Source organism: Hymenobacter glaciei (assembly GCF_039539585.1).
Classification (GTDB): Bacteria; Bacteroidota; Bacteroidia; order Cytophagales; family Hymenobacteraceae; genus Hymenobacter; species Hymenobacter glaciei.
The window spans coordinates 38,985-58,603 of sequence record NZ_BAABDK010000006.1 but is presented as its reverse complement, the minus strand read 5'-3'; the positions used below and the strand labels follow the sequence as shown (position 1 = coordinate 58,603).

General features: G+C 60.0%; 17 protein-coding genes. 7 read left to right on the top strand and 10 right to left on the bottom strand.

Translation table 11 applies throughout. The annotated features are described in order from the left end of the window. Positions 1 to 218 precede the first annotated feature (218 nt). From ABD837_RS04115 to ABD837_RS04105, 3 genes are all read left to right on the top strand, one after another. A complete protein-coding gene (locus ABD837_RS04115) occupies positions 219 to 659 on the top strand; it encodes a hypothetical protein (RefSeq protein WP_345050612.1) in 441 nt (146 codons plus the stop codon). A gap of 442 nt (positions 660 to 1,101) precedes the next feature. Continuing rightward, on the top strand, positions 1,102 to 2,178 hold the full coding sequence (locus ABD837_RS04110) for an ATP-binding protein (RefSeq protein WP_345050610.1): 1,077 nt from the start codon (positions 1,102 to 1,104) through the stop codon (positions 2,176 to 2,178). 21 nt (positions 2,179 to 2,199) lie between these two features. Then, a complete protein-coding gene (locus tag ABD837_RS04105; protein WP_345050607.1) occupies positions 2,200 to 2,601 on the top strand; it encodes a response regulator in 402 nt (133 codons plus the stop codon). Here the strand turns inward: ABD837_RS04105 and ABD837_RS04100 are convergent. Together ABD837_RS04100 and ABD837_RS04095 are read right to left on the bottom strand one after the other, a co-directional pair. After that, a complete protein-coding gene (locus ABD837_RS04100) occupies positions 2,579 to 2,806 on the bottom strand; it encodes a hypothetical protein (protein WP_345050605.1) in 228 nt (75 codons plus the stop codon). The two genes, ABD837_RS04105 and ABD837_RS04100, sit on opposite strands and share 23 nt — an antisense overlap. A 245-nt stretch (positions 2,807 to 3,051) precedes the next feature. Next, positions 3,052 to 3,699, bottom strand: coding sequence for a response regulator transcription factor (locus ABD837_RS04095; protein ID WP_345050603.1), 648 nt, complete (start codon positions 3,697 to 3,699; stop codon positions 3,052 to 3,054). A gap of 269 nt (positions 3,700 to 3,968) precedes the next feature. Between ABD837_RS04095 and ABD837_RS04090 the strand changes: the two genes are divergently transcribed. Together ABD837_RS04090 and ABD837_RS04085 are read left to right on the top strand one after the other, a co-directional pair. Next, positions 3,969 to 4,274 (top strand): sensor histidine kinase, encoded by a 306-nt coding sequence (locus ABD837_RS04090; RefSeq protein WP_345050600.1) that lies wholly within the window; start codon positions 3,969 to 3,971, stop codon positions 4,272 to 4,274. Between the two features lie 215 nt (positions 4,275 to 4,489). Further along, the gene (locus tag ABD837_RS04085; protein ID WP_345050598.1) at positions 4,490 to 4,699 is read left to right on the top strand and encodes a hypothetical protein; all 210 of its coding nucleotides are present in this window, start codon (positions 4,490 to 4,492) and stop codon (positions 4,697 to 4,699) included. Between the two features lie 520 nt (positions 4,700 to 5,219). On the opposite strand, the gene ABD837_RS04080 is transcribed toward ABD837_RS04085, so the two are convergent. The 8 genes from ABD837_RS04080 to ABD837_RS04045 form a co-directional block, all read right to left on the bottom strand. Further along, on the bottom strand, positions 5,220 to 6,083 hold the full coding sequence (locus tag ABD837_RS04080) for a cyanophycinase (protein WP_345050595.1): 864 nt from the start codon (positions 6,081 to 6,083) through the stop codon (positions 5,220 to 5,222). Positions 6,084 to 6,499: 416 nt separating this feature from the next. After that, entirely contained in the window at positions 6,500 to 6,913 is a 414-nt protein-coding gene (locus tag ABD837_RS04075; protein ID WP_345050593.1) for an isoaspartyl peptidase/L-asparaginase, read from the bottom strand. Positions 6,914 to 7,040: 127 nt separating this feature from the next. Beyond that, entirely contained in the window at positions 7,041 to 7,601 is a 561-nt protein-coding gene (locus ABD837_RS04070) for a hypothetical protein (RefSeq protein ID WP_345050590.1), read from the bottom strand. Between the two features lie 24 nt (positions 7,602 to 7,625). After that, on the bottom strand, positions 7,626 to 7,916 hold the full coding sequence (locus ABD837_RS04065; RefSeq protein ID WP_345050588.1) for a hypothetical protein: 291 nt from the start codon (positions 7,914 to 7,916) through the stop codon (positions 7,626 to 7,628). A 111-nt stretch (positions 7,917 to 8,027) separates the two neighbouring features. Beyond that, positions 8,028 to 8,528, bottom strand: coding sequence for a YciE/YciF ferroxidase family protein (locus tag ABD837_RS04060; RefSeq protein WP_345050585.1), 501 nt, complete (start codon positions 8,526 to 8,528; stop codon positions 8,028 to 8,030). A gap of 676 nt (positions 8,529 to 9,204) precedes the next feature. Then, on the bottom strand, positions 9,205 to 10,095 hold the full coding sequence (locus tag ABD837_RS04055; protein ID WP_345050584.1) for a hypothetical protein: 891 nt from the start codon (positions 10,093 to 10,095) through the stop codon (positions 9,205 to 9,207). A gap of 33 nt (positions 10,096 to 10,128) precedes the next feature. Then, positions 10,129 to 11,355 (bottom strand): hypothetical protein, encoded by a 1,227-nt coding sequence (locus ABD837_RS04050; RefSeq protein WP_345050582.1) that lies wholly within the window; start codon positions 11,353 to 11,355, stop codon positions 10,129 to 10,131. Positions 11,356 to 11,493: 138 nt separating this feature from the next. Then, positions 11,494 to 12,348 carry a TssN family type VI secretion system protein gene (locus ABD837_RS04045; RefSeq protein ID WP_345050579.1) on the bottom strand — a complete coding sequence of 285 codons (855 nt, stop codon included), beginning with the start codon at positions 12,346 to 12,348 and terminating at the stop codon, positions 11,494 to 11,496. Between the two features lie 191 nt (positions 12,349 to 12,539). Between ABD837_RS04045 and ABD837_RS04040 the strand changes: the two genes are divergently transcribed. Further along, entirely contained in the window at positions 12,540 to 13,535 is a 996-nt protein-coding gene (locus ABD837_RS04040; protein WP_345050577.1) for a type VI secretion system baseplate subunit TssG, read from the top strand. A gap of 530 nt (positions 13,536 to 14,065) precedes the next feature. Continuing rightward, positions 14,066 to 19,432: a carbohydrate-binding protein gene (locus ABD837_RS04035; RefSeq protein ID WP_345050574.1), complete on the top strand. Its 5,367-nt coding sequence runs from the start codon at positions 14,066 to 14,068 to the stop codon at positions 19,430 to 19,432. Positions 19,433 to 19,619: the final 187 nt, after the last annotated feature.

The following is a 19,619-nucleotide window of genomic DNA, read 5'->3' as shown; positions in this document are numbered from 1 at the left end:
AACCACTTTGAAAAGCAACTTCAAACCACGTCCCAATTGTGTCCGGCTTAGCTAGACCACCTCAGTAAATCATGAACGAAAAAAATGTCAGAGTAACTGGCTACGGTTTTTTTTGCTTTTCTATAGAAACCTTTAGCGTATTCCTAAAGGAGAGAAAAGTAAAATAAAAAAAAGTGAATGGGTATTTTGATAAGAACAAGCCCTTTTTAGAAGATTCTTTGAAAGAAGGGGCCTGGATTCCGGTTTCAACTATTAACTCAATTCGTTATTTAGTCAATGTAGCAAGTGCGGCAGAACAAACCGTTTTTAATGCAGACTGGCAGGAAGTTTTAACCCTGAGCAACTGTAATTTAAAAGTAGGGAGTGATGCCGCTGATTGGGTGGGGTCCCTTGATGGATTAGACGACTGGGACCCGACGGAATATGATAAAAAGGATAGTATTTCTTACCAAACGCTGGACGGGGTGACGCTGTTCCGAAGTTTTAAATTCGAGGTCAAGCCCGGCATGTATAAGGTACGATTAATAGGCTTTAAACGGAAGAACACCTTGCCCCATCCGGATGCCAATTTTGGCTTTGCCTTCGAACTCACGGAGACCGAAATCTTTGACACCTTTACGAATCCCCTGGTGGAGGATGTAAACATTGCGAAGATGTAGCCCTAGCATGAACCGGCATAGCCTTTAAACTGGAAGTAGTCCCGGGCAGCAGTTCCGTGCAGGAATTGACCACCTGGTTGTTCGAAGACGCCACGTTTGCCCCCATGGCCAAGCTGCAGGCGGCGGGGCGCAGAGCGTCGTCTGCGACCACCTGGGCACGCCCCTGGCCCTCTACGACGCCCAGAGCGCCGTCAGCTGGGAAGTCGAGCTCGCCGGGGCCGGGGCACGGCCCTGCGGTGCTCAATTTATTCGAAATCAGCAGGAAGGCGGAACGAGCGGAACATAAAAAGGGGCTTATTGGGTGGGTAGTGCCGTTTATTACCGTTCAGCTTCCTGTAAAAACATAATCTCGGAGCCCCAGCAGCCCGTATGCTAGTTTCCCGGGCCGGCCGCGTGCGTTGTTCTGGGCATTCAAGCCGCTCATCCACTGCCGTTGTTATCTATGGCTTCCCGTCCTCCCATTGCCGCCAGCGAGGTCCGATTCCGGTCGCTGTTTGAAAGCACCCCGGAAATTATTCTGTACCAAAACGAAGAAGGCACCATTCTCGATGCCAACCCCGCCTTTCTGGCGCTGGTAAACCTGCCCAAAGAACTGGTAATTGGGCGCACGTACAACGAGTTTCTGCCGCTCGACGTGCAGCCCATGTTTAGCGAGAAGCTTCGCGAAGCCTTTACGGGCAAAACCATGCGCTTCGACATGTCCACGTCGCAGGGGACCAGCGAAATGCGGCACTGGGACGTGGTGAAACTGCCGCTGTGGGAAAACAGCCAGGTGGTAGGCGTACACATGATAGCGCGCGACATCACCGAAAAGACGAAAAACCAGGAGGAAATTTTCGCCCAGAACCAGGACCTCCAGCAGTTCACCTACATTGTGTCGCATAACCTGCGCTCGCCGCTGGCCAATGCCCTGGGCCTGGTGGAGCTGCTACGCACCGAAGAATCCAACTCGCCTTACTTCGCCCAAACGCACGCCCACCTGCAGCAGAATCTGCAGCAGCTCGACGAGGTACTGCGCGACATGAACACCATCCTGACGATTCGGGACAAGCAAACCCTCGATGCGCCCCATGACGTGCCCCTGGCCGAAGTGGTGCAGCAGGTGGTACACAGCCTAGCCGACGTGGTGGAAGAAGCAGGGGGCTCGGTGCAGGTACAGATTCCGGCCGGGGTGCGCGTGCGCGCCAACCGGGCCTACCTGCACAGCATTTTCCTCAATCTGCTCACTAACGCCATTAAGTACCGCGCCACCGACCGGCCCTTGCGCGTGCGTATCTCCACCCAGCCCGACACCGAAATGGGCCAATGCATCATCGTAGCCGACAACGGCTCGGGCTTTGACCTAGAACGCGCCGGTGCCGACGTGTTCCGACTCTACAAACGATTCCATCCCAACCACCCCGGGCGCGGGCTGGGCCTGTACCTCGTCAAAACCCACATAGATAGCATGGGAGGGCATATTTCGGTGCAAAGCCGGGTTGATGAAGGTACCCGCTTCTCTATCTTCCTGCCTGAATAACGCGCTCTCTCCTCCCCTGCTATGCAAACGCTTCTCATTGATGACGACCCCACGATTGCCTTTTTTACCGAACGCCTCTTCCAGCGTGCCGGCATGGGCGAGGCCCTGACTTCTTACCAATCGCCGGCCGATGCTATCGGTTTTTTAGAGCAGCAGGTGCAGGCTGGCTCGCCGCCCCAGGTTATTCTGCTCGATTTGAATATGCCACTAATGAGCGGCTGGGACGTGCTGGAGGCCATTAAGCCCATGGAAGCCCAGTTGCAGGGCCGGTGCACGGTCTATATCCTCACGTCTTCTCTCGCACCCTTCGACGTGGCCCGGGCCCGGCAGTATCCGCTGGTAGAACGGCTACTGCACAAACCCCTTGACCAGGCCGAGCTGCAAGCTATTCAGGAACGAGCTACTCAACGGGACAGCGGGTAAGCAGAGGCATTGCCGCTTCAGTAGGCCCGAGCGTGAGGTAGGCCATGGGAGCGTGCTCGTAGAGGCTGGCGTATTCGGTCCGCGCTGTTTCGGCCTGCTGGTACGCCGCCTGCAGTTCCTCGTTCTGCATTTCAAGTGCTAGCAGCAGTAGTTGCCGCTCGGCATCTCCTGCGGAAGGCGGCGTGGGCAGGGAATCGCACTTCAAGCGCGGCCCGGCTACGCAATGTATCCAGTGGTGGGAGTCCCTGAATATTTTTCATAGCGAAAAAAGGGGAGTGCTGTTGAAAGCAAGCACTGGTGAACGGTCGCTACACCGTTCGAAGAATGCTGGCAATGGTTTTTACATGGAACCTGCCCAAGAAATTGGCTACCGCGACACGGCTGTGCAGTAACCAGCGAAATGCGCTACCAAACCACCATCTACTGCTTGCCCAAACGGCTTCATAGTTATCAGGCCACCAGCCCTTCGCTCACGGCATAGCGGATGAGCGAAGCGGTATTTTTCATCTGGGTTTTGCCAATGATGTTTTGGCGGTGGGTTTCGATGGTGCGCTTGCTGGTGAAGAGCTTTGTGGCAATTTCGCCGTTGGTAAGGCCTTCGGCAATGAGCTGGAGCACTTCGGTTTCGCGCTTCGAAAGCGAGCAGGCCTTGGGGTCGGGGTTAAGGGCCTCACTGGGTTCGGTACGTAGCTTTTCCAGCGCAGCAAAGCCTGCCTCGGAGCACAAAAAGGGCCGGCCCGACGCTACCGTCCGGATGCCGTGCACGATTTCATCGAGTCCGGCGCTTTTCAGCAAGTAGCCCGCCGCACCCGCATCCAGCATCCGGAAGATGTATTGCGTGCTCGCCAGCATGCTCAGCACCAATATCTGCACGTCGGGGTAGTGTTCACGGAGCTGCCGGGCTGTCTCAGGGCCATCCATACCGGGCATGTTGATGTCGAGCAGCACCACGTCGGCGGGAGTGGTGGGCAGCTGCTCGAGCAGCTCCAGGCCATTGCCGGCTTCACCGGCCACGGTCAGGCCGGGCTGGTCGGCCAGCAGTGAGCGCAGGCCAGAGCGTAAAACGGTGTGGTCGTCAACCAAAAAAACGCGAATCATGGCGGAGAGGTTAAGGATGGAAGATGCCGCATTCGCCGCATCAGTCGCTAGTCTGTCGCAGTAGCATTTTGGGTGAATAAGGGTTTTACTTAACGTATATTCTCAACAGGTAGACAATAATTTGCAGAAATACTGAGGAGGCAATAACTACGTAGACGACGAGCTTTTTCGAAGGTCTCATCGAGCCACGGAGGGCCGGCATACTGCCGGCAATACCTACTTGCGAGAGCCCTGCTGGCAGCTCGTGGACTTTGAATGGGTGCTCACCAATGCCGCCGGCCCTGGCTGTGGCGCTTTACCGAATGGCCCAGGAAATGGCCGCCAACGTGGTGCAGCACGCCAACGCGACCGAAGCGCACTTGCGCCTGCTGACGCACAAGGGCTGGCTGGCGCCGCGTGCCGACGACAACGGCTTGGGCTTTGCCCACGCCCTACCCCACCCCGACTACCTGGGCCTCAGCGTGCTACCTGGCCGGGCGCGACTGCTCAACGGCGTGCTGACCGTAGCATCTTCGCCCACCGACGGCACCCACGTGCGCGTGCGCGTGCCGCTTCCGGGCACGGCGGACAGCTAAAAGCGCCGTTTTTTTTAGCTAATCCGTCGCCGCCCTGATGCTCTGACTACTCGCCTGCTGCTGCCACACGCGGCCCGGCTCTGCAGCAGCTCAACCATAACCAGCGGGCAGTTTATTCGTGTAAGCAGAAATCGAAACACTCATTCGGCCGCTGGCTGCGCCTGTAGCCTACCCAATCGCAGCTGCCTGCCACGGCCCAACTACTCCCTACTGCCATGCCCCTGCACCCGGAACTAGACAAGAAGCTGAGCAAGCTATTTGAGCCCAAAACCAGCATCGATGACGTATTTAAGGGCTACGACATCACCTTTGTCACCAATGAGCACGGTGAACCCGTGACGCTGTTTTTTGGCAAGCGCCGGCCCGATGGCCTCATTGCCGGCGAGCGGTACACGCGCACCATCAAGCGCCAGCCTGGCAGCTAGGAGGTGAAGTCCAGCCACTGGGACAACCGCGGCAAAACCATGCGCTAAGGCGTACACAGCGGCAGCAAACGTTCTGGCAAGTGCTCCTGAAGCATCGGAAATGGAGCAGTAATCAGCCCCTTGCGGAGTATACCCAAAAGCCCCAGCGGGGCGGCAGCCGTTGAGCGCGTACCGCCCCGCTGGGGCTTAAGTAATTACGCACAAGTAACCGTCATGCAGAGCGCAGCGAAGCATCTCGCTCGCATCGTTAAACGATTGATTTACTGCCACACGCGAGATGCTTCGCTACGCTCTGCATGACGTGCTTGTACTCGTTTACTTTTGCGCACCTACTTAAAAAGCAGGCCAGTGTACTGCTAGCCGGCCCGGGCCGGTAGCGACAGGGTGCTGGATCAGGTATTGAGGACCTTGCCGCCGTTGAAGTGAATAGCTTGGGATGGATTCCCCTTCGTTGACAGCACTAGCTAGCCGCTTTTTTCTCCACTGGGTTCCGTTTCATTTGGCGGAGCCCATGCGGTGACTACTCCTTTACTGGTTTCTCCAGCGAGGCTTTGGTAGATGCAAAGCCCGGCAGTTTGAAGCACTGGCCTTTGGCCAGCAAGTGCAGGCGCAGGTCGCGGATAGAAAACACTTCGCCGGGCCGCACCTCATAAATAGTGTTGCTAGTGCACTCGTGGCCGTCGAGCAATACCACCATCCCGTTGCCAATCACCTCCAGCTCGTTTCCCTTGGTAACCAGCACGGCGGTGTCTTCCTCCAGGCCCAGGCCAATGCAGCCGGGGTTAGTGGCGATAATCTGAGCCATGCGCACAATGCGGCCGCGAGCAATAAAATGGGTATCGATGGCCACGTCGCGCAGCAGCTGCAGGCCGGTGGTGATGTGGATTTCGTCTTTTAGAAAGCCGGCGTCGTTGCGGCCCTGGTAAATCATGGGCGTGCTCATGGCGGCGGCGCCGGCGCTAGTGCCAGCTACCACAAAGGCTTCGCGCTGGTAGCGCTCGGTGATGCGGGCCAGCACCAGCGTGCCCCCAAGCAGGGCCGTGAGCCGGAGTTGGTCGCCGCCCGTGAACATGACGCCATCGGCCCGATTGAGCGTTTCCAAGGCTTCCGTACTATTGGCCTGCTCGCGGCTGCGGATGTCCAGCACTTCAACCTTCTTGATGCCGAGCTCGGTGAAAACGGTAACGTAGTCCTGGGCAGCTTCTTCGGGCTCTTCCGAAGCAGTGGGAATAACAACAACGGTATCTTTCCTGGCCAGCTCATCTACGAAGCGCTGGAGAATAAACTCGGCTGATTGTTCCCGCGCGGGCCCATCTTTCTCGCGCTGTTCGTGGCCGCCGATGGCTATTAACTTGCCTTTAGGCGTGGTGAATTGGTTGGGCATGAAATAAGAGAAAATGGAATAGGTAGCGGCCTTAACCGAAACAGACGCCCCCAACGGAGCGACTGTATCGGTGGAGAGGGCCTGAACAGCAGATAAAATGCTGAGTAACGCCCAGCTCATCGCCGCCCTTCTAATGCCGGCAACGATGAACTCCCTGTTTTTTACGGCGCCTTCCGGCAACCAGCAGCGTTAGAAATACGGATTTTGGATTTCGGTAAATGCGTATTCGGGGTGTTGACAGAGGCCAAAAACAGGCAATGCAGTATAGGCGGGCATGCTTCGCATTGCGCTGCATGCCCGCCTTTATCCCACATTCTGGTAATTCCAGGATAGTTTTCAAGCGCCGACGGGCGGGGGCAAGCCCCGCCCCTACTCATTCAGGCAGGTACACGACCTGAAAACCACTGTATCCCCCTCTATTCGTCTTTCCACATAGCCACAACCGGCTCGGCGTTGCCCACCCGGTAGGCGCGGCGCATGAAGTTGCTGTTGAATTCGAGCGCGATGTTACCATCCTTATCGATGGCAATCATGTCCTTGTCACCTTTCAGCTCGTCGTCGCGCAGCTGCAGGGCGGCCTGGCAGGCCTCGGCCAGCGGCAGGCCTTTGTATTTCACCAGCGCGTGCACCTCGTGCGCCAGCGCCCCACGCATAATCACCTCGCCGTCGCCGGTGCAGGACACGGCACAGGAATCGTTGCTGGCGTATGTGCCGCCGCCCAGTACGGGGCTGTCGCCCACGCGGCCCTTCAGCTGGCCCTCGATGCCGCCGGTGCTGGTGGAAAGTGTTTGAAAAGGGTGAATGGAATTGGTTGGGTTATGGGCAGGCATCGAGCAATTGACTATTCGACCAACCCGGTCTTTATACGCATTGCCCGGCTGCTTGAAATACAGATTTAGCCGGTTATAAGTACTTAAATATCTCGGTAAAATGCCGGGTTCCAACCTTCCCCAGCGCCTAGCAGCGCCACTGGCCCTGTTCCAGCCAGCAATTGGTGGCGGTACTGCTTTCGCGGAGCACCCAGTTGCCGGGCCGGCCCTGCCAGCGCAGGCAGCCATCGGGTACAGCACTTTGGGCACTATCGAGCGAGCACACATCGAGCACACCGGTATCGGGCGAAACGTGGTGCACGCGCAGGTGCTCCACGTAGTCCAGCGTTAGCTTACCGGTATCGAGGCAACTGGGGTGCAGCGCCAGGTTGTGGGCCGGCGAGGTCATGGCGGCCGAGGGGTACAGCAAGCCATCGAAGTCCTGGCCCAGCTGGCAGGCCTCGGCCACGGCCACCGACAGGCGGTAGTGGTGCTGGTTGTCGTCGGCTACTGTTTTGGTGAAGGTGCTGGTGAGGAAGGCGGCAATGTCACGGGTTCCTTCCAGGAGTTGAGCCAGGGCGTGCCGAAGGGATTTTTCGCGGTCGGAATGCGGGTCGTCAGCACAGGTGTCGGCGTAGCCAAAGCTGAGAATGCGCAAGGGCTGCTGCGTTTTCCAGCGGCTGATGACGACGCCATCGCCGGGCTGCACCTGGGCCTCAAAAAACGGAGGATGCTAGGTAGCGCTGCAGTAAAACATGGGCGTGCCGGCCCGGTTGGCGCGCTGGTCGTAGCGCACCAGCTCGGCCGGCGGGTACGAAACATCGGCCACCCGCTCTGGCAGCTCCTCGCGCAGAATGCCGCGATACAGGAGCAGGCCGGGTGCAAATTCCAGGCAGCGCATGGGGTGGCCCTCCAGCAACTCGCCCACCCGCACTACTAGCTCATCAATGGGATGCTGCCGCAAATCCAAGTGTCGGAGCGAAGCCAGCCGGTGCCTGGCCAAGTCGGAAATGCTGGTTTTCACAGCAACAGGAAAAGAATTGCCAGCCGGGCCCTAACTAAAAACGCCCGCTAGCTGCGGGCATTTTTTTGCGCTAGCAATGCAAGCGGGAAAGCCACGGTTTACTGTAGAAGCTTACTCCGTTTCGGCCTTCTGATTGATGTAGTTCTTGGCCAGGTCGTTGAGCTTGGTGTCGGTCAGCTGCTCCTCTTCGAGGGTCTGGCGTAGCAGCTCTACGGCTCTGGTGTGGCCCAGGCGTTGGGCGTAGTGGGCAGCGGTGCCGTAGCCCGAAATTTCGTAATGCTCGATGCGCTGGGCAGCGGCGATCAGGGCGGCGTCCATCACCTCCTCGGTGGCACGCTCCGACATGGTTTCCTGGCCCTCTTCGATGAGGCCTTTCATGGCTTTGCAGGTGTGGCCATCGAGGTCGAGGTCTAAGTCTTCGCCGATTTTTTCGAGGCGCTCGATTTGCTTCTCTGTTTCATGCAGGTGTTTGGTGAAACCGGCGCGCAGGCGACCGTCCTTCGCTTTTTCGGCCATTTGGGATAGGGCCTTCACCAACTGGTTTTCGGCGCTGTAAAGGTCTTTGAGCTGCATCTCGAACAGGTCGTCGAGGGTTTCCAGTTTGTCGAACATAACGAGAATGAAAAGGGTGGAAAGACTTGCGGCGTGGGATTCACCGCCCCTTTCATACGCCTCCACTCACAGGCATGTTAAATATGCTTTCGCCTGCAATCACACTCTCCGAACCCAAACTTTACAGCTACAAAAAATTAATTACTAAGCCATTACATAATGATCCCTGTCCTATCCCGACAGAAATTCCAGGAAATACTCAGCCGATAAATACGCGTTAGTACGTACTCAAATCCGCATTTTCCGCAGCGGTGGCACCAGCCAGGACCGGCGGCAGTAAATGCGTAGGCTTCTCAGAAAAGCTCCCGGTTTTTCGTCCTGAGCACAAGCTCGTGTGCGGACCATTGAAGTAGCCCGAGCAGCATAGCTGCGCGGTGCGCGGAGAATAAAAGACCAATGGCCAATTTTGCGGCGCGCGTACCGAGGCGGCGGAATGAGTTGTAGCGGCTGAAGTGCCGTTTGGTTTGGTAATGCGTAGCGGCTAAGGGCAGTGCTACATACGGTCGCGGCGGGCTGCAGCCGAGGCACGGCCAATGCCCCTGGATGCAGCCCGCCGCGAAGGAGGCTATGTAGAATTAGGACCTAGAGCAGTTTCCAGGTTGGTGGATGGTTGCTTGAACGAGTAGAGACGCAATATTTTGCGTCTCTACACCCGTACACCAGCCTGAAAACCGCTCTAAAACAACCCGAAGAAGCGCGCCGGGCGGCCTAGCTCCACGTTGATGGGTTCCAGGGTTTTTTCGATGCTGGCTTTCAGGTTTTCGGTGGCGGGGTTTTGCAGGATTTGAATGAAGGCCGTGCGCGACTGTTCGAGCATTTGCTTGCGCTCCTTACTGTGGGCTTTGTGGTCGAGGGCGCGTTGGCGCAAGCAGTCGGCTTCCGCGAAAGCCACTTGGTCGCGTAACAGCTCTATCTGAAGCTTGGAAGAACTGCTGGGAGTAGCCGGAGCAGGAGCTCCGCCGCCTCCACCCCCGCCGCCCCGGGCCGAAGCAGCAGCAAGGGCCGCTTGCAGAGTAACAACCTGTTGCTTAGCAGCAGATGCTTCTAGCTTGCAGCTGGAGAGTTCAGTCGCCAGCATTGCACTTCCCCGGGCGCCTTCCCCGCTTTTGGCAACCTCCTGCCGCAAGCCATCAACGGTGTTGCGGGTAGAACGGTAGAAGTCGAAGTCCCGTAAAATATTGCGGGCCAATAGCCGGTGTGCCGGTATTTGCATCAGCGCCGTGTCGTTGCGCAGTTCGCTCAATCGGGCAGCGATGGCATTGCTGTAGTCCTGGTTTTTAAGCAACAGCACGCTGCGCACATTCGGGTTCGGCTCGGCTATCATTTGCAGGTCCACTTTGTCAATGCGCTGCAGGTGCCGGGTTAGGGTGTCGAACTGGGCAATCAAACGTCCCTGCTCCTCGTGGGTGCGGTCAAGCTCCTTTTTGAGGCGAGCGTTTTCGTCAGCAATGCTGTTGTTTGAAAACAAATAGTAGGATGCTCCCAGCGGAATGAGCAACGCCAGCAGGTACAGCAGCGAGAACTGCCACAAGCGAGTGCGTCGTTCGGGTTGGTTAAGGGGTTTCATGCAGGTGAAAAATTAGCGGCGCGCAACGGCGGACTAAGTTGTGAAAGGGTTCCAACGCGGGGCCTCCCCGGCTTTTGCGTCGCCGACCAAGGTCTTGCTCGGTATGGAGACCTTGCCTGGAGAATTCTCAATCGGGTTTTCGTTGATGAAGCTCTGCCAGCCTTCCTTGTTCTTGCCAATGTATTCGAGCTGGCTGAGCTGCCGGAAGATGGTACCGATGAGCTGCCACAACTGCTGCTGCTGGCGCAGGTGCTCGTGCACCTGGTGGTGGTTATACGTAAGCGTGACAGCGGCCTGCAAAGCCCCCAACAGCGTAGCCGGCAGCGTTTCCGACCACTGCTCGAAGTATTTGAGCAGCTCTTCGCGCTCGCCTTCGGTGAGGCTGTCGAGCGCGGTTTTGAACTGCTTGGCAATACGCAGCAGCGCGTCGAGCAGGTAGATGGGCGGCTGGCTAACAGCCAACAGGCGCAGGGTGGTAAGCTGCTGGGCCAGCGCAAACACGGTGCGTTCAGCCAGGTCGCGCACCAGGTCGGCGAGGTGGCTTTTTTTGTCGGTGCGCAGCTTCACCTTGTGAATAACCTTGAAGGCGTCGGTTTCGAGTTCCCCAAGCTGAAAATCGAGCTGATGCAGGGCCTGCAACAGCGCCGGATGGCTGGCCAGGGCCGTGCTGGGCGGAATGAACTGCACCACCGGCCGCAACTCGCCCTCGGCGTACTGCAGCTCGCCCACGACCAGCGTGAAGGCCGCACTGGCCTCGCTGCTGAGCTGCTGGGTAGGCACGAAGCCCAACTCGTAGGCCGGCCGGGTATAGGGGTGGCGCGGCGGAACCTCCTCGGGGCTGGGCGTACCCACGGGCACCCGCTCGAAGGGATTGACGCTGAGCACCACGCTAAACCGCAGGCCCTCGGTGGCCGTGAGGCTGAACTGGGCCAGCAGCTGGGCCAGGCTGGTACGGGCCGTGAGCGGCGTACTGCTGGCCGTGATTTCGATGCGCGCGCCCCCGGCCGTGATGGCCCGGCACTGCGTAAGCCGCGCCTGCACTTCGTGCTGCGCATTCACGCTGAGCAGCAGCTCGAACGCGGCGGGGCTGCCCAGCTCGTTATCGACGGGCAGCAGGCCGTAGTTATCGGGGCGGAGGTGCAGCGCAATGGCGTCACGCAGGTGGTCGGAGGTGGCTTGTTCGACCTCGGCGAAGTGGCGGCGCGAGATTTTCATCCCGTCGACCCAGTTCACCGGGTAATGTGTAATTTCTGGTAGCATGGAGCCTGGAAGGATAGGCGAAAGTAACGTAAAAAAGGCCGGAGGTTGCGGCGAATGGCGGAAGCACCGCTCGACTCAGGGGTCAAATGTAAAATCCAGAATACAACATATGGCAGCATATGTTGGCGGAAAGTACGATTAGCTCGCGTTGGCCGCGTTGGCGGGCACCCGCTGCGCCACAATAATGCTGCCCTGCCGCAGGAAATTGTCCTGAAACGTGAAATCGGGGTCGAAATATTTGCGGCTGCGCCACCAAGGGCGCTTGGCATAAAAAAGCCACCCATACGGCTCGCCCTGGTTGTCGAGGTATTGCAGGGCCTGGTCGGGCTTCAGCTTGTTGTAGTCGGTGAGGAAAATGCTGAACAGGTCGTTCAGCCGCATTTGGTACGGTGCTTTCGACGAAAAGTCGTGGTAGAGGGATTCGCCGTGGCGGCGCGTCATCCAGAAATGCACCACCATGAAGTTGTTCAAATCCATGCGGGCCAGGTCGGGGCCCGCGGTGTTGGGGTTGTAGCGCCACAGCTTGAACTGCCGGTACGGGATGGCCCGCCAGGCCAGGAATGCCTGCCAGAATATGTAGGGCAGCACAAATGGAATCACAGCCATGGTGAAGCTGGCCGGCGGCAGGTAGCCTTTGGCCCACGGCAGCCAGTGCAGCGCCCAGATGGCCCCGGCCCCAATGGCCGCCGTAATAACTAAGATGAGAATGGCCTGCCAGCGCTTGCCGGCATCGTGCCAGGGCAGCCAGTTGGGCAGCTGCGCGGCATAGAGCCAGCCCAGCAGCAGCAGTGCCAGCTGCAGCAGCCCCGAGGTGAGCGGAAACGACCACGGGCTGCGCACCGCTGCAAAACCCAGCAGCCCAAAAGCCAGCACTGTGCCCAGCACATAAAGCAACCCGCTGATAAACACCTTACTGCCCTGTACCCGCGAACTCAAATTAGAAACGGTACTCGAAACGGCGCTACGGGCCTGCGACTGCGGATTAGGAAGCATTCGTGAAAGAATTGGAAAGGAATAACTCGGAGCGGCTCCGGTGGTAGGCCCGGAAAAGCAGGCCAAGGTACGTAAAACTTCAAAGTTGAAGCTACGACACGAAGCCGGACGGCGGCTGTTTTGTTGGTTACCGCGTAGGTTTACGCCACCAAATGCGGGCCCGGGCCGGGCCCCGCACCCTTTCCTTTCCCGTGTCTGAGACTACTTCTGTTCATCGCCTGCTGGCCCAGTTGCGCCGCCAGCCATTCGACCTGCGCCTCGAAGTCATTCTGGCCGAGCTCCTGACGCAGGGCTACGAGTTCGACGATTTTCTGATTCGGCCAGTAGGGCTCTTTTCTCGTCGCTACCGGCGCGACCTGGGCACCGTGCGCGACGAGGATTTTGAGCGCAGCGGCCGGCCGGTGGTGCGGACCGTGCTCGAGGTGCACCGCGAGGGCCTCTACGATGCGCTGCCGCAGCAGGTGTTCCACCAGCCCGGCACCGATAGTACCGATGCGCCCCCCGGCCCCCGCGCCATGGTGGAGGACATTCGCCACCAGCGCCGCAAGGAAAAGTCCACCCGGCTGTTCTTCCTGCCCTTCGAGCAGGAGTTTTACCATTTTCGGGTGCTCATCGAGCAGGAAGAACGCCGCTACTTCACCAACCTGTCGGCCCGCTGGTACAACGAGGCGCTGGCCCGCTTCTGGAACGTGGCCGACAGCGGCCTGCCGCCCGGCCCGCTCACCAACCTGCTGTACCTGCTGCCGCTGGCCCACAGCATTGCGGGCGACCTGCCCCGCACGCGGCAGTGCTTCGAAAGCGTGCTAGGCCAGGCCGTGCAGCTGCGCGTGGTAGCGCCCCTGTGCCACCCGGTGGTTGCGCCCGCTGCGAGTGGCGCGCGCCAGCCCGGGGCAGGCGGCAGTGCCCTGGGCAACCTGGCCCTGGGCCGCGACCTGGTGCTGGGCGGCGACTACCAGGAAACCCTGCCGGCGCTTGAAATCAGCCTACTGGGGCTGTCGGTGGCTCAACTCGAAGCCTACCTCGGCGAAGAGTGGCCCGCCAAAGCGCTGGCCCTGCTTTGCGAGTATTTCGTGGCGTTTGAAACCGACGTGGTGCTGCGCTATGAAATGGCCACAGCCGAGCCAGAGTTTGTGCTGGGCGAGGGCGAAAATGCCCCGGTGTTGGGGTTCACTACGGCTGGAATCTGAGCCTGAAAGCCGCCAAGGGCGATGATTGATGGGTTGAAGCCACTGCAGAAGTGTAGGGTGCGGAGCTATGTTCTTATCGCACCGAATAACTAGGATTGGAAGGCGAACTCAAGCCTTTTCCCCCAATTCATAAGAATACAACCCTTTGTTTAACAATAATTTATCAGCAATACAATTATATGCAGCAGTTCATTGCTGTTGAGCTGAATAGGCCCTTTTGCGGCCATCGGACTCCTTGAATATTCCGCAAACGTTTTCGTAGATAAATACGGTGTTGCTCTAGCTTTTAGGCAAAGTAGGCCAATACCTTTAGTGGCCCATTCCACCTCCCCTTCCCCGTTGCCAATGTGCCGGGGCACCCGCCGACTGACGGGTTGAGGAGCTTGGTAGCCCGTTGGCTACTGCTGCGTTCTGATTCCTTCTGGCTGCTGCCCGTTTTCGGGTGGCCCGGCGCGCTATTGCCTGTTCGCAACGTGCGCTTGGTGCCTGCCGGCCTGCTTCCCGCTACTTCAACAAACCCCTTCCCTCCTATGAAGCAACTGTTATTGTTTCTCCTGCTCAGCGGCCTGACGCTGACGACTAGTTTCGGCCAGGCCATTTCGCCTTACCTGGCGGGCCAAAACGCCTGGCTGCCTACCGCTTTGGGCAATCAGGTCTTCAACGGGCAGCTCGACAAGCTGTGGCCTCTGGTGAAGCAGTCGAAGGTGAAGATGATTCGCATCGGCGGCAACGGCGTGAACTCGAACCTGGTGACCAATGCGCAGTACATCGCGCTGATTGACTCCATCCGGCGGATTGGGGCCGAGCCGATGGTGCAGGTGTCAGAGGGGCGCGGCCGGTTTACGGCGGCGCAGGCGGCGCAGGTGGTGCAGCACGTCAACATCACGATGGGCCGCAACGTAAAGTACTGGATTATCGGCAACGAGCCCGACCTGAACAACGCCTCGCAAACCAACCCGACGCCCGTGGCGGGCGTGGAAGCCTACATCAAGGCCTTTGCTTCGGCGATGAAGGCGGTAGACCCCACCATTCTGACCGTGGGCCCGGAAAACGCTTCGTACAACAGCTACTTCCCCGCGCTGGTGGGCGGCGCCAACGACATCACGGGCACCGATGCCAACGGCCGCTACTACATCGATGTCATCACGTTTCACACCTACCCCTTTGCCGGCACGCAAACGCGGGCGCAAGTAGTGAGTGGCACCAACAACCTAACCAACAACGTCGTCAACCTGCTGGGTTTGATGGCGGCCGCGAACACCAAAAACAACCGCACCGGGGCCAACGCCCTACGCTGGGCCCTCACCGAATTCAACATCGACTACGCCAACCCCGCCGCCAATACCGTGGAGGGCGTGGGCGTACACTCGTTTCTGAACGGGCAGTTTTGGGCCGAGGTGTTTGGCGTGGGCATGAAGTACGAGGCGGTATCGATGCAGGCCTGGTCCATTCACGAGGGCAGCGGGGCACGCGGCACCGGCGATTTGGGCTACATTGATGGCAGTACGCCCGCGGCGTTTAAGCCGCGCTCGGCGTTCTGGCACGAGATGCTGGTGTCGGAGAACCTGCACGGCACCAACCTCAACGCCACCGACAACCAGGCGCTGGTGAAAGTCCTCAGCAGCACCGACAACGGCACCACGGCTGTGATGGTGCTGAACGAAAGCGACGCGACGGACTACGATTTCACGGTGCAGTTGGACGGCGCCACGGTGCCCGGCGCGGCGGCCCTGAAGATTAACGTGCCGGCCGGCTTCAACACCTTCTACAACGACAAAATATACGCGCAGTCGACGCTGGTGCTGCTGTTCAACAGCCAGGGCGCGCTCACCAGGAAGATTGTGTACTCGCTGCAACAAGCGCAGCAGACGCTGCCGCCGAAGTACCTCAACCCCGGCAAGACGTATACGCTGGCCAACTTCACGGCCGACAAATCCTTCACCTGCACCGCCCCCGAGGCGGTAACGTATTCGGCCTCGGTGCTCGGCGAATTCACGTCGATAAACTGGAATTTCGGGACGGGCGCCACGCCGGCCACTGGCACCGGCAGAAACCCGCCCGCCGTGGCCTACGCCACCGCTGGCAACCCCACCGTGACCATGACGCTGGTGAACTCCGACACGACGATTGTGGTGAGTAAATCGGTGGTGCAGGTGAGTGCCTGCGTACGCACGCCGTATTCGGGCACGGCGGCCGTGATTCCGGGGGTGATAAAGGCGGTGGAATACGACAACGGCGGCCAGGGCGTGGCTTATAACGACTCGGACGTGGCCAACCGCGGCGCGGCCGTAGACCCCACCGTGCCCCGCCCCAGCGAGGGCGTGGACACCGAGAACGGCGATGCCGGCTACACCAACGTGGGCTACTCGGCCACCGGCGAGTGGCTGAAATACACCGTGAACGTGCTGCGCACCGGCCTCTACAAGGTCACGGTGCGGGTTTCGACGGGAGCAACCTCGACCGGCTCGCTGCGGCTGTCGGTGAATGACGTGGACCGCACCGGGGTGGTGGCAGTGCCCGCTACGGGGGGCTTCGGCACTTACCAAGATTTGGTTATCAACAACGTGTATCTGGAAGCTTCGCCCAATGCGACGCTGAAATTTGACGTCGTGAGCGCCAGCCTCAACTTCTCGAAACTGACGTTTGTGGAGCAGCCGATTACGGGCATTGTGGTGAACCGCATGTACAACGGCAGCTCGACTTCGGACGGCTCGACCGATGCCGTGGAGCTGCTCGTGACGCAGGACCACCTCGATATTCGCGGGCTGGTGGTGAAGGACTTCGAAACCAACCTGACCAGCGACACCGGCGGCAAAATTCAGTTCAAAGACAATGCGCTGTGGAAGGACTTGCGCGTGGGCACCACCATCGTGCTGCGTCGCCTGGCCTCGGGCATCACCGGGTACGCCACGGATACCGATGCCTCGGATTTCACGGTGGATATGCTGATGGAAAACACCACGTACCTAGCGGATTTGTCGAACACTGGCCAGAATTTCAACCTGACCAATACCGACATGGTGCTGCTGAAAACGGGCCTCGCCAGCGGGATTGACAACCCGGTGCATGCCCTGGTGTCGAATAACGGCAGCACCAACGCGCTCTACACCGGCCTCTCCGGCCCCAAACTGGTTTTCAATGCCGTGCTGGGCACGGGGGCTTTCCTTTACCCGCTGAACCCGGCCCAAACAACGGCCGACTACAACGGCACCAGCGTGGCCAGCAGCACCAGCACCAGCCGCAACTGGGGCTTCGGCTTCGGCACGGGCAACATCAGCTATATCCAGCTGCTGCGCAACCAGGCCTTCGCTCCGCCTTCCATTGTGGTGAACCGCGTGTACAACGCCACCAACGACGCCAACGGCAACCAAGACGCCATGGAGCTGCTGGTGGTGCGCGACCACCTCGACCTGCGGGGCCTGGTGGTGAAGGATTTTGAAACCAACAACACCGCCGACAACGGCGGCAAGTACAGCTTCAACAACACGGCTTTCTGGAGTGATTTGCGCCTGGGCACCACCATCGTGCTGCGCCGCCTGGCCGGCCCTGCCGGCTACGTGCCCGATGTAGACGCGTCGGATTTCACCCTCGATTTGCTGCTGGATAACCCGACTTACCTAACCAACCTTGCCACCGCTACTTCCTTCAATATCACGCAGTACGACATGGTGATGGTGAAAACGGGCACGGCGGCCGGTGTGGCCGGGGCAATCCATACCTACGCCACCAAGGGCGGCGGCAACGCGGGCGTGCCTTCGTCGCTTTACCTGTCGGTAGCGGGGTCCAAAATGACCTCGCCTGACGGCACCGATGCCGGGGGCGGCACCTTCCACTACCCCCTGAACCCCGCCCAGGACCTGACCGACTACAACGGAGCCAAGGGCGCACTGAGCAAAAGCACGGCCTTCAACTGGGGCTACGGCTTTGGCCAGCCCAACATCGACTACATCCAGAGCCTGCGCAACGTGGTGCTGGGGCCCGATTTGGTGGTGGCCAGCGGCCAGCGCCTCACGGCCGGCGGCAGCTACAACAGCATCACGGTGCAGAACGGCGGCACGCTCATGCTGCTGGGCGCGACCAGCGTGGCCAGCGCGGTGCTGGTGCAGGCGGGCGGCGTACTCACCAGTAATTGCCAAGCACTGAGCGGCGCGGCCACCTTCGCGCTGCAAGCCGGCGCGGAGCTGCAAATTTGTGACCCGGCCGGCATTGCGGCTACGGGCGCTACCGGAGCCATTCAGGTTAGCGGTGCCCGCACGTTCGATGCGGACGCTTCTTACACCTACAACGGCGTGGCCGCCCAAACTACCGGCGCGGGCCTGCCCGGCCAGGTGCGTAATCTGACTGCGAACAATGTACTCGGGCTTACGCTGAGCCAGGGCGTGAGCGTGGCCCAGGTGGTCCGGTTGCAAAGCGGCAACCTGGCTACCGGTGGCCAGCCGCTGGTGCTGCTTTCCTCGGCCAGCGGCACGGCATTGGTCGACAACACCGGCGGCGTGGTGACGGGTGCCGGCACCATGCAGCGCGCAGTTACCAGTGCAGTAACCGGCCCGGCCTACCGCCACTTCAGCTCGCCGGTGGCCGCGGCCACGTTCAGCAGCCTGGGTACAACGGGCTTCGTGCCAACCTTCAACTCGGCATACAACACCAGCGCCACGCCGGGTTCGGTGTCGCCGTTCCCCACGGTGTTTGGGTATGATGAAGGCCGCTTGGCCACGGCGGTTTCGAATTATGCGGCATTTGACAAGGGCTGGTTCTCGCCTGCCGACGGCACTGAAACTATGCAGCCCACGCGCGGCTACAGCGTGAATGCACCGGCCACGGCCGCGCCTATTGCCTTCACTGGCACCTTCAACAACGCCGCGCAAAACTCGGGGCCGTTGAGCCGGGGCACCGATGCCGACGCGGGCTGGCAGCTGCTGGGTAACCCCTACCCCAGCCCACTGGACTGGAATACCGTGACGCCCGCCCAGCGCCCCGGCATGGATGCTGCGATGTACGTGTACCAGAGCACCGGCCAGTACGCCGGCACCTACCGCAGCTACGCCAACGGCATTGGTACCTCGCCGCTGGTGGTGGCGGGCTCGGGCTACTTTGCCCGCGTGAGTACCGCCGGCACGCCCGGCGCGGTGAACCTGACCAACGCCAACCGCATCACCAGCTTCGCGGCGCAACCCGTATTTGGCCGCGGGCTGGTCGATACCCGGCCCCAGCTGCACCTGCAGCTGGCCGGAGCCGGCAGGAGCGACGATACTTTCCTGTACCTGCAAGCCGGGGCCAGCGCCGGCGTGGATGCCGAATTCGACGCCACCAAACTCGCCAATTCCGCCGGCCTCGACCTGGCCACGCTGAGTGGCAGCCGCTCGCTAGCCATCAACGGCCTGGCCCCGCTGGGCACGGCCGAGGTGCTGGTGCCGCTGCACCTGCGCGTGCCGCAGGCCGGCAGCTTCCGCTTCGAGGTGGTTGATTTGGCCAATTTCGGCAGCGCGGCGGTGTATCTGCGCGACGCCCTGACGGGAACTCAGCAGCTGCTGGCTTCGGGTGGGCGCTACACCTTCACGCTGGCCACGGCCACTGGCGGCACGGTTCGCTTCAGCCTCGTGCTGCGCCCGGCCACCATCACGGCCACCCGGGTAGAGCTGAGCGCGGCTACCGTGAGCCTGTACCCCAACCCCGCCCACGGCCGGTTCACGGTACTACTGCCCCCGCTGGCGGGCCAGCGCGAGGTGCGCGCCACGTTGTTCAACGCACTCGGGCAGGTGGTGCTGAACCGCAGCATTTCGCTGAACGCGGCGGGAGCGACGGCCGAGTTCGGCACGCAGGGCCTGGCAGCGGGCGTGTATACGCTGCGCCTGCAGGCCGAGAGCCAGACGCTAACCAAGCGCGTGGTGCTGGAATAAGCGGGCAAGCGCAAAAAGAACGTCATGCCAAGCGCCGCCGAGGCAGCTGGCGGGCAGTGGTAATTCAATTGATTGGTTTACTACTGCCCGCCAGCTGCTTCGACGGCGCTTGGCATGACATTTTTCACCATCATCCTATCTCATTCATTTATAGAGGCCATATCAATTTCAAAGTCCTGCGTTGCGC

Bases quoted from the DNA above. Each gene is read 5' to 3' on its own strand.
- ABD837_RS04110 (WP_345050610.1), top strand. From the start codon at position 1,102: ATGGCTTCCCGTCCTCCCATTGCCGCCAGCGAGGTCCGATTCCGGTCG.
- ABD837_RS04105 (WP_345050607.1), top strand. From the start codon at position 2,200: ATGCAAACGCTTCTCATTGATGACGACCCCACGATTGCCTTTTTTACC.
- ABD837_RS04095 (WP_345050603.1), bottom strand. From the start codon at position 3,699: ATGATTCGCGTTTTTTTGGTTGACGACCACACCGTTTTACGCTCTGGC.
- ABD837_RS04090 (WP_345050600.1), top strand. From the start codon at position 3,969: ATGCCGCCGGCCCTGGCTGTGGCGCTTTACCGAATGGCCCAGGAAATG.
- ABD837_RS04085 (WP_345050598.1), top strand. From the start codon at position 4,490: ATGCCCCTGCACCCGGAACTAGACAAGAAGCTGAGCAAGCTATTTGAG.
- ABD837_RS04080 (WP_345050595.1), bottom strand. From the start codon at position 6,083: ATGCCCAACCAATTCACCACGCCTAAAGGCAAGTTAATAGCCATCGGC.
- ABD837_RS04075 (WP_345050593.1), bottom strand. From the start codon at position 6,913: ATGCCTGCCCATAACCCAACCAATTCCATTCACCCTTTTCAAACACTT.
- ABD837_RS04060 (WP_345050585.1), bottom strand. From the start codon at position 8,528: ATGTTCGACAAACTGGAAACCCTCGACGACCTGTTCGAGATGCAGCTC.
- ABD837_RS04055 (WP_345050584.1), bottom strand. From the start codon at position 10,095: ATGAAACCCCTTAACCAACCCGAACGACGCACTCGCTTGTGGCAGTTC.
- ABD837_RS04050 (WP_345050582.1), bottom strand. From the start codon at position 11,355: ATGCTACCAGAAATTACACATTACCCGGTGAACTGGGTCGACGGGATG.
- ABD837_RS04045 (WP_345050579.1), bottom strand. From the start codon at position 12,348: ATGCTTCCTAATCCGCAGTCGCAGGCCCGTAGCGCCGTTTCGAGTACC.
- ABD837_RS04035 (WP_345050574.1), top strand. From the start codon at position 14,066: ATGAAGCAACTGTTATTGTTTCTCCTGCTCAGCGGCCTGACGCTGACG.